This window comes from Candidatus Rickettsiella isopodorum (assembly GCF_001881495.1).
Taxonomy (GTDB): Bacteria; Pseudomonadota; Gammaproteobacteria; order Diplorickettsiales; family Diplorickettsiaceae; genus Aquirickettsiella; species Aquirickettsiella isopodorum.
Map to the genome: position 1 here is coordinate 198658 of NZ_LUKY01000032.1, position 13961 is coordinate 212618.

Below are 13961 nucleotides of genomic sequence, written 5' to 3' on the forward strand. Positions count from 1 at the left end.
GAGAAAAAGCAAATTATTAATTATTCTTAAACCAGTCTATAAACAGTGATTTTTAGGCTGGTGTTTATAATAAATTTACTTATTTTGATCCAGCGGCAGAATTAGCTGAGTTATCCTTATTAGCGGGTTCTGCGGGTGTTGTCGTATTGGTGGTTTCTTTGTTAGATGATGTATCCGGTGTTACCGGCGTAGCGGGCGTAACATCGCTAGGTGGTGTTTGAGTAGGCTCCACAGCTTGTGGACTAACCGACATTGGTGCATCCGAACCAGATGAATTCGCTGGATTAGCCATTTGATCTTGAACAGGCATTGCGGTATCTGATTGATCTCCTTGCTTATCAGAAGGCTGATGATTACAGCCGACTAACGCCGCCGTCAGCAGCATTGAAACCAAAAACTTCTTATACATAAGCAAAATTCCCCATCTAAAAATAGTGCAAAAAAACATTAAAGAACAAAATTGTCAGCAATAGACTGACAAATCCGTAGCCCATAGTAGAAGCCAACTTAAGCATAGCAAAACTTTCAAGTAAAACAAAATCTCATAAAAATTAGACTTGACTGATTAAGTCCTGTACACCTCCTCTTCCTATTTTAATTAACCAATCTACTCAATATTGTTATAAAATCCTCTGCTGAAACCCCTCTTTTATTGCCAACCTACTAAATACTGTTATAATAAGCTCTAGATTTAGTTTCCAGTGTCAGTATATAGCTCGGCTAAACCCTCTATTTAACTGACATAAAAACAGAACGAAATGATAAGAAATCAACGTTTTTGTAAATAGAGCTAACTAAGGTAAAAATTTTTAGTTAATAAATTTACTCTTGGTGATGAATTTTAACGCCAAAATTAGAGAATTAGTCCGGCTTCTTAAGTTTGCAACTTTTTATTTGGTCGATATTCTTAGGGTGCAGATTTTGTGAATAGTAAATATTATTCGCAAAAAATATGGTATTCAGAATAGGCAAGCATATAATCCGTGTTAAAATCAGATATTTAAAACTCGCTACTTAGCCTAAAGGGCAAAATAGCTTATGCAAAGAACCCTGTTGACTCATTCACCCCTTTTAATTAATTAAGCGGTCATTGTTTCAGGTAATGGCAATAGTTTTTAATTTCTTTTAACCACAATTATCACATTGACAAATAAGCAAGCTTAGTTGAGCCTTCATTAAAATAGGATTCAACGATGCATAATGAAAAAAATCGAATATTGATCAATGCAAATCAACCAGGAGAAATTCGGGTTGCTTTGCTCGAAGACAACAAGTTATCCGACCTAGATATCGAATATAGTGGTCAAGAACAAAAAAAATCGAATATTTATAAAGGAAAAATTAGCCGTATTGAGCCTAGCTTAGAGGCTGCATTCATCGGCTATGGCGCCGATCGTCATGGTTTTTTACCCTTCAAAGAAATCGCTCCTTCATACTTTAAGGGGAGAAATCATGAATCACAATCCATCAAGCACTCGCTGAAGGTCGGCCAGGAAATGATGGTACAAATTGAAAAAGAAGAACGGGGTGACAAAGGCGCTGCTTTAACCACTTACATTACTTTACCCGGTAGCTACTTAGTATTGATGCCTAATAATCCGGGAGCCGGCGGTATTTCACGACGTATCGAAGGAGAAGAACGACGCGAAATGCAAGATCTCATGCAAGAGCTCATGAAGCAAATGGATCTTTCAAAAGATATGGGCCTTATTCTACGCACGGCAGGCGTAGGTAGAGAGTTTCCCGAACTACAAAATGATTTGCATTTGCTTATCCAACAATGGAATGCCATACAGAAAGCATATAATGAGCGCCCTGCTCCTTTCCTTATTTTCCAAGAAGGTGATCTGATCACACGTTCGATACGTGATTATTTAAGACGTGATATTGACGAAATTATTATCGATGATAAAAAAATCTATGAAAAAATTAAACATTACATAGAACAAATTCGACCTGATTTTGTATCGCGAATTACGCTTTATCAAAATTCTATCCCCTTATTTATGTATTTTGATATTGAAGAAGCCGTTGAATCTGCATTTAAGCGCAAAATAGAACTCTCCTCTGGTGCCACCATAGTTATCGATCGTACCGAAGCCTTAGTTTCTATCGATATTAACTCAGGGCGTTCTACCAAAAATGTAGACATTGAAGAAACCGCCGTTGCCACCAATCTTGAAGCGGCTAAAGAAATTGCCCATCAATTAAGGGTGCGTGATTTAGGAGGCTTAATTGTCATTGACTTTATTGATATGAATTCAGAAGAAAATCAACGTAAAGTCGAAAACTGCTTACGTTTAGCGACTAAAAAAGATCGTGCACGCATCCAAATAGGTCGAATTTCTGCGTTTGGATTATTAGAAATGTCACGACAACGCTTACGCCATTCCTTAGGAAAGGCTAACGAAACCCTATGTGCACGCTGTAATGGTGAAGGAACGGTACGAACCATAGAATCATTAACTTTATCTTTATTACGTGCAATAGAAAAAGAAGCTTTAAAGAAATCTACCCAGCAAATACGTGTCGAAATACCTGTCGATATGGCTACTTATCTAATCAATGAAAAACGCCCAGCCATACAACAAATTGAGCAACGTTATAAAATAAACCTAGTATTAATACCTAATCCCTATTGGCAATCTCCTCAATTTAAAATTACTGGTCTAGGTAGAAACATAAATCTGCAGGCGAATGAAAACGCGAGCTACCAAATACTCGATAAATCTTGTGCAGAATCACCGTTACCCTATAGCGCACCGACTATTAAAACGATAGAAACACCAGCTGTTAAATCCTTAAGCTTTGCGATTAACAAAAATAAAACTAAAACTCAATTAGGTTTATTAAGCCGATTGCTAGGTATGCTAAAAGATCTCGGTAAAACCAAGGTTGAGCTTAATAAAAAACCATTAAAAAAAGAGATGACTCATACATCTATGTATCCTAACGATCCACATAGGCATCCTTCAGAAAGACGTTATTCAAAAACAAATCGGAATAACCGAATGCGAAATCCTCGCCGCGATGATAGAGACAGACGTGATAAAGATGGAGAAGGAGGAAGCGAAAACAATGGCAACGGGGGGCAACACCGCCCTAACGCGGGTAAGCAATCACATAATCGTTATAATAAACATCACGCTCAACGTTATGAATCACATCCACAACAACAGAATAATAAATCGACTCCTGCTGTTGTAAGCACAGAAAGAAAATCATTAGCTAATAAAAGAAAGCAACCCCTGTTAGAAAAAACAGTAATAAAACCCGAAAATAAACTACACACTCAAGCATCGAGAGAAGAAAATCTAACCATTAAACCAGAATCTAAAATTCCAGAAAAAAAAGTGATTATCTCGCAACAACAGGTTGAAAAAATTACTCCGAGCCAGGAGAAAAAAAAACCACTTGCTGATCCAGTGACTAACACAGCTAACGTTAATGCCAGCAACCCTACTCCCTCTACAAACGCTAACAATCCCTCATCACAACGCCGAAACACGATGCGACGTTATGGCGGTGAACCCAAATTACGTCATCGCACCTACAGTCACTATGAACAGGATCAAAAAACCAAAAGCTAATAATTAAACTTGAATCCATCTAACACCTAGCCTTCCAAAAACCCTCGGTTTTAACACATAGACCACCGAGGGAAACGCTGTAAATTGTAAAAATGGATGCTTCACGTTCTTAATAAACAATAAAGACAACACTTAGCTGGATGGATTAGCTTGCCAACTACCATACAAAGGGTTTGGTAAAACGAAATAACCGAAACCAAACTGACTATATTGTTGCGTATCATTAGGGAAAGCATACGCAGTAGCTTGCTTAAATTCAGGGAAATCTTGGATGTTATCGCCAAAATAGGCAATCACGAGATGTGGAGGTAATTTGTTAGACCATACCATTTCATGGGGATCATAGCAGCCATGTGTCACGGCATTAAAGCGTGGATTTTTATCTGCTGGATGTTTAGATTTTTTATCATTCGCTAAAATAACTTGATCAAAAGTAACGTGTTGTTGTTTTAAATTATCGATAGTGGCCTCGAGGCTGGTAATTCCAGATCGATCAACATAAGAACCATCACGATTAGAAACCAAACTCACATAACCGCCTAATTGATGCACCAATCGCGTAAACGCTACAACGCCTGGTAATGCGTGTGACTTTTGCGGGATCGTCACATAATGTTCAAAGTCTGCTGGATTCGCAGCTAAGTTGCTACATTGATAGTAATACCAGGAATTATCTAACGTCGTTTCGTCAATATCTAAAACCACGCCCCAGGTTTTAGCTTTGGGATGATGCTGTCGGACCCATTGTTTAATATAAGCCGATCCGATGTTATATACCTGTCGATAACTAGCTTTTTTCTCTGCCGAATTTCGATACCATTTAACCGCTTGAGCTATCGCAGAGTTTTTTTTTGCAGTCTGCGCGCAAACAATGACGTATTGATTATTAGCAAAAGCAAGCGGGGAGAAAACAGATAGATACACTAAGGTCACTATTAACCATTTCTTCATATATTTTTGCTCTATCAAATTAATTAAATGACACTCGACTCAAGCTAAAAATTCACAGTTCTTATCCAAAATAAATAAAGATTAGGATTGATGATAAAAAATTCAGAGATTTATTTCAATTAATATTATTCAAACTGAAAAGCCTGCGTTTTTTAAATAGTCTTTGCTATTTATTAACTGCCTCAGGCTTTTTTTATTGGTGGAGCTAAGCGGGATCGAACCGCTGACCTCTTACATGCCATGCAAGCGCTCTCCCAGCTGAGCTATAGCCCCGTGTTGAGCATTTTACCGTAGCACCAAACACTGTCAACCGTGAATATTAAGCTAAGTAAAAATAAGCTTTTATCTGTTAGATTGTACAAAGGTGATTTTACTCAATTGAATTTCTTCACTGGTATTTAAAGTCTTCTCAACGAACGAGTGCTGCTGTTTTTTACACCAGAAACTTGAAGAGGAATAGAGACTTTTTCCCAGTTGATAGGTTTCTTCTCCCACTTTAAAACAGAATCCTTGAACAAACTGTAAGAATAATGTTGGTAATAGCTTGCTATTTTCCGAAAGAAATAAACTAGGATTCCATAACAAGGTCCAGATCATCATCTGCACTAAAAAACACAGTATTTTATTGTGGATCTTTTCAGCAAGCTTTTGAGTCAGCGGTTGTCCAATAGCCACGCTTAGATAATTTACCGAAAAATAAGTAAAAATTCGGGCAATTTTTTGTTCTATTTCTACGGTTTGATCAAAAAATACGTTGTTCAAGCCCGCACTCACCACAGCAAAGAGGAAAGGTTTCAATCCATACTGGATATAGGCGGGAAGTAAAGGATAGTTACTTCTGTGAGCTAAACTGACATTATCAAGACAAGCCGAAGTAAATCCAGCTAATAATGAATGTAATAATAAAGGTAGGCCTTTTTTCACTTGTGAGGTAAATTCTTCACTAGAATAAGAAACTAAAGCAGTTTCCTGTAAACCTGTTAAATCTTTATCTGAATAAACCAGAAAATTCCTTTTAGATAGCGCACTAGTAGAATTAAAGAAAGGAAATTCTGTAGACAATGTCTGAGTTTGATTCAAACAGACTTTAATATCATTTAAATAGATCATCGGTGGTTCATGTCCATTAGGGAAAATACTGAGGTAGTTATTACATAGATTGACCTGCTGACGCGACCAAGCCACAAATGCCTGAACATTAGAAGCGTTATCGATGAATGTATCCATCTCTGTATAGAAGCTACCCTTATCCTTCTTCTGTAGGAAACAGACTAAGGTTTTAAATAAGTCAGGCTTCTCATTCACTAAGTACGCGACCCATTTTAAGGCGTTAAAATAAAAAGGGTATTGACGTGCTTTAAAAAGTTCAAATATAAAGGTATCGTTTACAAAATTTCTTAAGTCATAAATATTCTTTTCAGAACAGATACCGCTAGAATATAACTCAGCCATCCCTTCGACCAATGTCAAATCGATCTCTCGATTTTGGACATACAAAGCATATAAATGGTGAACATATCCATGCTTTAGAGCGGGAGGATCGAGCGTGTAAGTATAGGTCGAACCTAATAAAGGACCGGTTTGGCTTCGGTTTTCAAACGGAAAGTAAGTGGCCATAGTACCGAATTTTTCAGAAGGAATATCGCGCTCGAAAAGAAATTTATCTATCAAGAAGTTTTTTTCAGAGTCAGCCAAATGTAAACGATATTGACTGGCATTATAGTTAGTTTTAAATCCAAATTTTTCCATCCAAAGAACAAACGGTTCTACCGCTCTCATAGCGACACATAAGCGATCGAGATCGACTTTAGAACAGTTATTATTTCTAATATCTATGAAAAAACTAGGCAGTCGATCGATTGAACAGCGATAGTTATCTTTAAAACGAACATAATCAGATTTACATTGCGATCGATAATTTTTACTTTTACATAACTCAGTAAGCTGGGTCGAGTTAGGGTAACTTCGCGCAAGATACGATTTATATACAATAAACTGTAAAAAATTTTTTTCGACATAGCGTTTAAACTGATTATAAATAAACTTGCGAGTATCCTGAAGAGAGCGATTGATCATCGCTTGATTGACTATAACCTTCCTTACCCGACTCACTTTCAACGTATGAGCCAGCATACCCAATGTATCGAATAGCTCCATAGCCGCCAGCTCATTTGAATCAATCTGCGCTTTATCCAGTGAATAGGCCAAATCGCTAATCGTTCGTATTAAGACAGGATAGTTTTTAATAAAAATTATCGATTGAAAACTTAATAGTAAGGTATGGCGAAATTGTGATAAAAGCTTTAGTGAGTTAAACGGTCTTTGAGAAATTTTTTGAAAATCATTTGTCCAAAGGCTAATCTCAGGTTTTTTAAATAAATCGCGATACTTAGGTTCGAGCATTAGCGATAACAGTTGAAGATAATGGATCACGACGTTTTCTTGCTTACTATTAAAACGAGGTTCTACACTTATTTTATCCAAAATCCCAGCGGTAATTTCACTGAACTCTCTTAGAACGCCCTTATGCCATGGCTTAGTTTCTGCGAGTTTTCTTAGAAATCTAAAAAATAGAGTCGTTTCCGGAGGGTTATCAAAAAAATTAACCGATGTAATTTGTTGGTTAAATGAACTTAAAATCATTGCTAAACCAATAGGATTTATAGAAAAATAATCAGGCCATTTTTCCTCATTCAATAACAAAATTTTTAAACTAGGAGAAATAGGCCAAGAAGAAAAATTTGGCTTAATAGGCATTAAATCCATAACTTTCATATAAATCCCTTTATACTTTTCATTTATTTATTTAACTTTAATCTAAAATTAGTTTACAATAAAATTTTACAAAAAAATACAAAAAATTAAGCTGGCAGTTAATTAATAAATGATTTTTAAAATTAAAAAATTATTCAGATCCCAATCTAAATTTTTGGGATCAATTTAAGACGCGGTCTAAGCGGACTAAAACTTCTTGTTTACCTAATACGCGTAAGGTCGCATTAATAGGTGGTGATACACTCCCTCCTGTCACAACATAGCGCAAAGGCTGAGCCACTTTACCCATTTTCAATGAAAGTTCAGCACCTGTTTCAATTAATACACTATGTATCGATTCATCTGTCCAAACGCTAAGTGATTGAAACCGATCGCGGAGAATTTTTAATAACACTAACCTGTCGGCTGAGAGAGTCTGTTTTTCTATAGTGGGTGATAAATAAAAATAACGGCTTTTTTCAGCCATTTCATTTAAGGTTTTAACTCGTTCGCGTTGTAACCTAACCACATCCGTTAAATCCGGACCGGTATCGCTCGGTATGTTTAAACGCTGACATTCCTTTGCTAATAACTCAGCGATTTTTTTTACATCATCGGTTTTTAAATAATGTTGGTTTAACCAAATTAATTTATCTGGATTAATCGCCGCTGGTGCTTTATTTAAATGGTTCAAGTCAAAATACGCTATCATTTCGGCACGGGAGAAAATTTCTTGATCGCCATGCGACCAACCTAGTTTAACCAAATAATTTAACACCGCGTCCGCTAAATACCCTTCATCTCGATATTGTAAAATATTAGCCGCACCGGTTCTTTTAGAAAGTTTTTTTCCATCGCCGCCTAGGATCATCGGTAAATGGGCATACACTGGCAAACTAGCCTCTAAAGCCAGTAATATATTGATTTGTCTCGGTGTATTATTCAAATGATCATCGCCGCGAATGACATGAGTAATCTGCATATCACTGTCATCGACGACTACGGTAAAATTATAGGTCGGTGAACCATCACTGCGAGCAATAATTAAATCATCTAATTCACTATTTTGAAAAATAACTTGACCGTGCACTTGATCATCAACGATCACTTCACCCTGTAACGGATTACGAAAACGCACTACATAACGTTGCTGAGGTAATATCGATGTTCTCTCTCGACAATAACCGTCGTAGCGTGGTTTTTGATGTTGGGCAAGTTGTTTTTCTCTTAATTCAGCTAAGCGTTCTTTAGAACAATAGCAACGATATGCCTTACCTTCATTGAGCAATTGTGTTAAAACTTCTTGATAACGGGCTAAACGTTGACTTTGAAAGATGGGACCCTCGTTATAATCTAATCCTAGCCATTCCAAACCTTGTAAAATAACATCAGTTGCCGCCACTGTGGATCGTTCGGTGTCAGTATCTTCAATGCGTAAAATAAATTCACCTTGTTGTTTTTTTGCGAATAACCAAGAATATAATGCCGTTCTAACGCCGCCGATATGCAAATAACCGGTAGGACTGGGTGCAAAACGAGTACGAACTTTCATAAATTAGCCTTTATTTTTATACTCACCCTCATTGGATTTTTAACAAGTGCCGAAACCATGCCGCGATCTCCATCGTTACCTATCCATAAGGAATGCGAATTGAACGGTAACGCAAACAAAAATTCAAGTGCGAAGAGTATATATCAAATAGATTGAAACGGTTTAATATCTCCTCCACCACAGCGAATAATTTCGGGTGTATGGGTGGATAAATCAATGACGGTTGTTGGCTCTAGACCACAAAAACCTCCATCAATCACTAAGTCAACGCGTTTGCCTAAAATATCACAGATGGCTTCGGGTTCTAATAAAGGTAAATCAGAACCCGGTAAAATCAAGGTCGTACTCACTAAGGGTTGATCATTCATTTCCAATAGCGCATGCACTATTTTATTGTCCGGAATTCTTATACCGATCGTTTTACGTTTGACATTGACTAAATAGCGTGGCACATGAGAGGTTACGGGCAATAAAAAAGTGTAAGGACCTGGCGTGTTGGCTTTTATTAAACGAAAAATAGGATTTTCTAACTGAGCAAAGACTGCCATTTCTGAAATATCACGACACAATAAGGTCAGGTAGTGTTGGTCTTTCAACTGACGTATCTGCCTAATCCGTTGTATCCCCTTTTTATTACCTAATTGGCAACCTAAGGCATAAGCTGAGTCGGTAGGATAGACAATCACGCCTTCTTTCATCAAGCTATTGGCTGCTAGCCGTATCAAATGCAACTGAGGATTTTCTGGGTGGATCTTGAGAAACTGACTCACATTACTAACCCTTTCCTAAACAAATCAGACTATTATACATACGCTTCGCACTTGAACTTTTATCGATGTTGCCGCTCAATTCGCAATTCTCATGTAAAATATTGTATACACACAGATTGCCGCATGGCCGCAGCACTTGACAGAAACCTAATTACTGTGAGTATACTAAGGTGTATCGAGTCTCTATTACTTCACCCAATGCGCCTACTTTTCGATTTTTTGCCTATAGTTGCCTTCTTTATCGCTTATAAGTTTTTTGGCATCTATGTCGCAACCGCAGCCGCTATTATTATCAGCTTGTTACAAGTAATCAGTTACTGGATTAAGCACCGTACCGTACCTAGTATACAACTTATTAGCTTAGTCCTCATCCTCTTATTTGGGGGTGGAACCTTGTTATTGCATAATGAATTACTTATTAAATGGAAGCCTACTGCTCTTTACTGGCTACTCGCCTGTGGCGCATTAGTGACACAATATTTTGGCAAAAAACCTTTAATTCAGCATCTGTTAGAAACAAATATTGTCTTACCCGCTCACCTTTGGTCCTCTTTAAATAGAAATTGGATCATCTTTTTCACCTTAATGGGCAGCATTAATTTATGGGTTGCCTATACGTTTGATACGAACACCTGGGTCAATTTTAAGTTATTTGGCTTGTTGGGAATTACTTTTGTCTTTATACTCGTGCAAGCAATTTATTTAGCGCGTTATATTCGATCCGATGAAAAAACATGAAAAATAATAATCCAACACTTGATACAGCCGCCACGATTCGTAAAAAACTCTATCAATCACTCGCACCTACATTTTTAGATGTCATTGATGAAGGCGATCAACACATAGGCCATGCGAACGAAGGCGCCGGCCATTTTTCAGTACGAATCTCCTCACCTTTATTTAAAAACAAACCCTTAGTTGAATGTCATCGGCTGGTTTATACTGCATTGGGTGATACCATGCGTACCGAAATCCATGCTTTAAAAATAGATATCACCACGTCTGAGTCGTAATGTTCACAGTTGTAATGTTCTAAAATGATGATTTAATAACGCGTGATCATTATTTGGTTTATTTAAATTTAAAATCGCACTAAACCTATCCGGATAGGTTATGACTGTCTCATTTTGATACTGAGCAGAAAAAGAGCATAGCTTACCCACATCACAAAAATTCTTAGGCTTAAATTGAATAAAATTTTCATGGAGCTCAGTTTCGTTACTACAAATATCTAATTCATCTTTTGTTTGAAATGTTATTAATAAGGGGCAATTAGTTTTAATTAAACAGGGAAATATTTGATCGACTATTTTACAAAAAGTACGCTGCCTATTGTTGTGCTTTGTAAAATCAGGATTACGCAAAATTCCCAAGTCAATGGGTTCAAGAGCTACTTTATTAGTTATTTCATCGAGATTAGAAGCATCTGCACAGATAAATTTTACATTTTTGAAGTCCCTATATCGATTTTTGTTATCATCAATTACATCCCTGTTATTGTCTATACCAATGTAATTAACTTTTTTATTTTGATATTGAAAGTACATGATCAGTGGTATTATTTCTGTAGAGATACCACACGCTAAACTCAGAATGGTAAACGTATTTTGATGATTGTTTTCTGGCGGAAAAAACTCGGATAGTTTTAATGAGCTTATAATAAAATGAAAAGCAGTTGCTGATGCCAATTCGCCCTCAAGTTCCTCAGATGAGGTAATTTTCGTGCATTCTATCTTTAATAGTTCGTTTACTAATGTAAAATAGCAAGAAATTTTTTCTCTTAATTCTTGGGGCAAAGTAGATCGATCCACATTAACATGCAAATCTTGTAAAAAATCATGCGGTATCTTTCCACATTTATTTTTTATAAGGTGACTCGCGCCCGATTGGATTAACAAGCGAATGGTTTCATTATATGCTTCAGAATAGCCACCATGGTTTTCTTTCGCATTAAAACAGGCCCAATGCAACGCGGTATTCCCATTGGAACTTTGAGCATTGATATTAAAGCATGAATTTTTTTTATTTTTATTTTTATTTAAAATTTCTTGAACCGCATTAAACTCGCCATCCGCTGCATATCTACGTAATAGGTATTCTTCATTATTTTTTAAATCCTTTTTTTTTAAATTATTTTTAAACACACTTTACCTTCCTTTGTTTTTTTGTAAAATTAATAATATTTCATATTTACTTAAAATTTTTATCGTGATTTATAGAAATGGTTCCGCTATTAATAAAAAATTATATATTCTCAAGATAATTGTAATTGCATCACTTTAAACCGTCAACTTCAAATATTACGATTACAGCTTTCTTTATTAAAGAAAGAAAATTTTATTTTTTATTTTCATTGAAAAACAATTAAATTTTAACGATTATTTTTTTAAAAATTAATTTATATCTCAAAGGTGAAAATAGTTTGGATGGTAGTAATTAAAGTGTATACATTATTTGCTGTGTCGCTAACATCAACTTATTTTCGTCAAATTGATTTTCCCTGTTACCTTCTTCTTGATAAAAACGATAAAGATTTTTTTTATATCTTGCCGAAATAAAAATCGGTTTATTTTTTACTTCGGCACCCACGATTAATCTCAACAAATCGTCATAGTCCATTTTATTGGTGTTAAGAAATAAAAGCGTCTTCAATGGGTGATATTCTGGAAGGTTTAAATAATTCAAGCACGCTCTAGCGGAACGAGTCTGACCATTATTTAATCCATAGCGATTCATTAAACTGACGCCAATAAAATTTTTTAATAAATTCTTTATATGATCGCTACTTATTTCTAGTTGTGGTTCTTTCGCATTCAATTGTTGTAAACTTAACATGATCGTTTGTTTCTGCGATTTATTCGCTCGCCATCCCATATGCCGGATGACGGTTTGCATAAAACATTTCGCAAGATTAAACAATAGCATGTTTTTTTCTTTTTGGATGTCGACAAACTGTTGTTGCAGTTGGGTCAATTCTTTTTCTGACGCTTGTTTAATCGTCTTTTTTTCATATATTAAGCTTTGTATTTGCTCTTCTAAATGGTGTAATCGAGTAATCGTTTTGTCTTCAGCCTGTTGTTTTTCATGAGATAAAGCTAACTGTTCGTGGTAAGTTTCTAAACCTTTGATGGCATTGATCTTCTGGTTCATTCTCACTTTGAATTGAGGGATTTCTTGGAAATAATGATCAAATAATTGATCAAAGTCTTGTTGCTTTGCCCCACCCGATGAATTCAGAATATGCTTAATAAAAGCAAGGATTTTTTTTCTGCTTAGTAAACTTAGCAAACATTTACATTTTTCAAAGTTAGTTTTAATTAAATTAAAAGTTTCTTCTGTGATAAAGTTCCAAAGGCTATCATAATAAGTAAAAGGAAGCACACTTAAACCTCGATAATCTTTTTGATAAATTTCTGGTAAAGGTGGTTTTTTGCCAAAAAAATCTCCTCCCGACGCGCTATAACACTTATCACTTACGCGTAAATCATGTTCACCGCCGTATTGATCCGGTTTTCCTGGAGCGGATTGTTCTATACCGAGCAATAAACCAGATGACTTCTGTGTTTCACCTTGATAAAAGTTAATATATAAATGCCCATGTTCGCCATTATTCTGGATCATCTTTTTGGAAGCAAAATGTTGATTGCCTACACCACCCAACGCTAAATCGAAACCATAATGTTCCGCTATATCTAATTTATTTGATGTATGTTCCTGCATAAACTCCGAACAGGATGTCATTAAGCCTGTGACGGAATTGTACGCAAAGTTAATCGTGGCTTGTCCGATATTAATTTTTTCTTCTTTTAAACACTTATAGATAAAGGGATTGGTGGTGTTGTCATTATTATCAATCCTTTCTGCTTCTGTTAAGACGCTAATACCGTGTGTTGCTGCATAACGCCAGCTATTCTTATCAATAATCAGCCAATCCATTATTTGGCGTGCTAGTTCACTAGGAAATTCAATTAATACTCGACTACCATGTAATAGAATAGCGGCTATGGGAAAATGCGTTAACGTCGTGTTGGTTTTGAAATAGTTGTTTAACGTATCGAAGGGGTAAAAACATTGATCTGAGCTGTGCCGATAACAAACTTGACCAAAAAATAAAAGCAGCATACTTTTTAATAACCTATCCGCTTTTAGTTTATCTTGCTCGGATAAGCCGTAGTCAACAATCGCTAAACTCATGAATTCAATATCGCGCTTAAATTGGTTATCTAAGCTATCATTTCCAAAACGGATATGATTGAGTGCTTCATGTCTCAATTGAGTAATTTCACCTTCTTGTAAAATTACAAAACTATCATCCTGGTTTTCCTTAGTCATAGCAGCTCACTC

10 protein-coding genes and 1 tRNA gene are annotated in these 13961 nt (G+C 36.1%); 3 read left to right on the forward strand and 8 right to left on the reverse strand.

The window, feature by feature from the left end; translation table 11 throughout:
- Positions 1–79: 79 nt before the first annotated feature.
- Positions 80–409 (reverse strand): hypothetical protein, encoded by a 330-nt coding sequence (locus tag A1D18_RS03070; protein WP_143750420.1) that lies wholly within the window; start codon positions 407–409, stop codon positions 80–82.
- A gap of 784 nt (positions 410–1193) precedes the next feature.
- On the opposite strand from A1D18_RS03070, the gene A1D18_RS03075 reads away from it, so the two are divergent.
- Complete coding sequence (locus A1D18_RS03075; protein ID WP_071662352.1) at positions 1194–3590, forward strand: Rne/Rng family ribonuclease; 2397 nt, start codon at positions 1194–1196, stop codon at positions 3588–3590.
- Positions 3591–3722: 132 nt separating this feature from the next.
- On the opposite strand, the gene A1D18_RS03080 is transcribed toward A1D18_RS03075, so the two are convergent.
- The 5 genes from A1D18_RS03080 to A1D18_RS03100 form a co-directional block, all read right to left on the reverse strand.
- Complete coding sequence (locus tag A1D18_RS03080; RefSeq protein WP_071662353.1) at positions 3723–4541, reverse strand: HAD family acid phosphatase; 819 nt, start codon at positions 4539–4541, stop codon at positions 3723–3725.
- A gap of 197 nt (positions 4542–4738) precedes the next feature.
- Positions 4739–4814: transfer RNA gene (locus A1D18_RS03085), tRNA-Ala, on the reverse strand.
- Positions 4815–4883: 69 nt separating this feature from the next.
- On the reverse strand, positions 4884–7316 hold the full coding sequence (locus tag A1D18_RS03090; protein WP_071662354.1) for a hypothetical protein: 2433 nt from the start codon (positions 7314–7316) through the stop codon (positions 4884–4886).
- 160 nt (positions 7317–7476) lie between these two features.
- The gene (gltX, locus tag A1D18_RS03095; protein WP_071662355.1) at positions 7477–8847 is read right to left on the reverse strand and encodes a glutamate--tRNA ligase; all 1371 of its coding nucleotides are present in this window, start codon (positions 8845–8847) and stop codon (positions 7477–7479) included.
- Between the two features lie 143 nt (positions 8848–8990).
- A complete protein-coding gene (locus A1D18_RS03100; RefSeq protein WP_071662356.1) occupies positions 8991–9617 on the reverse strand; it encodes an L-threonylcarbamoyladenylate synthase in 627 nt (208 codons plus the stop codon).
- A gap of 198 nt (positions 9618–9815) precedes the next feature.
- On the opposite strand from A1D18_RS03100, the gene A1D18_RS03105 reads away from it, so the two are divergent.
- Together A1D18_RS03105 and A1D18_RS03110 are read left to right on the forward strand one after the other, a co-directional pair.
- A complete protein-coding gene (locus tag A1D18_RS03105) occupies positions 9816–10355 on the forward strand; it encodes a septation protein A (protein WP_071662357.1) in 540 nt (179 codons plus the stop codon).
- Entirely contained in the window at positions 10352–10630 is a 279-nt protein-coding gene (locus A1D18_RS03110; protein WP_071662358.1) for a BolA family protein, read from the forward strand. Before A1D18_RS03105 ends, A1D18_RS03110 begins: the two co-directional genes overlap by 4 nt.
- Before the next feature lie 3 nt (positions 10631–10633).
- Here the strand turns inward: A1D18_RS03110 and A1D18_RS03115 are convergent, their stop codons facing one another.
- Both A1D18_RS03115 and A1D18_RS03120 read right to left on the reverse strand, forming a co-directional pair.
- Complete coding sequence (locus tag A1D18_RS03115; protein ID WP_071662359.1) at positions 10634–11761, reverse strand: methyltransferase domain-containing protein; 1128 nt, start codon at positions 11759–11761, stop codon at positions 10634–10636.
- A gap of 292 nt (positions 11762–12053) precedes the next feature.
- Positions 12054–13949, reverse strand: coding sequence for a hypothetical protein (locus A1D18_RS03120; RefSeq protein WP_071662360.1), 1896 nt, complete (start codon positions 13947–13949; stop codon positions 12054–12056).
- Between the last annotated feature and the right edge of the window lie 12 nt (positions 13950–13961).

What these genes read in the sequence shown, in the direction of transcription:
- A1D18_RS03110 (WP_071662358.1), top strand. Translation starts at nt 10,352, where the DNA reads ATGAAAAATAATAATCCAACACTTGATACAGCCGCCACGATTCGTAAA.
- A1D18_RS03070 (WP_143750420.1), bottom strand. Translation starts at nt 409, where the DNA reads ATGTATAAGAAGTTTTTGGTTTCAATGCTGCTGACGGCGGCGTTAGTC.
- A1D18_RS03090 (WP_071662354.1), bottom strand. Translation starts at nt 7,316, where the DNA reads ATGAAAGTTATGGATTTAATGCCTATTAAGCCAAATTTTTCTTCTTGG.
- A1D18_RS03120 (WP_071662360.1), bottom strand. Translation starts at nt 13,949, where the DNA reads ATGACTAAGGAAAACCAGGATGATAGTTTTGTAATTTTACAAGAAGGT.
- A1D18_RS03075 (WP_071662352.1), top strand. Translation starts at nt 1,194, where the DNA reads ATGCATAATGAAAAAAATCGAATATTGATCAATGCAAATCAACCAGGA.
- A1D18_RS03105 (WP_071662357.1), top strand. Translation starts at nt 9,816, where the DNA reads ATGCGCCTACTTTTCGATTTTTTGCCTATAGTTGCCTTCTTTATCGCT.
- A1D18_RS03080 (WP_071662353.1), bottom strand. Translation starts at nt 4,541, where the DNA reads ATGAAGAAATGGTTAATAGTGACCTTAGTGTATCTATCTGTTTTCTCC.
- gltX (WP_071662355.1), bottom strand. Translation starts at nt 8,847, where the DNA reads ATGAAAGTTCGTACTCGTTTTGCACCCAGTCCTACCGGTTATTTGCAT.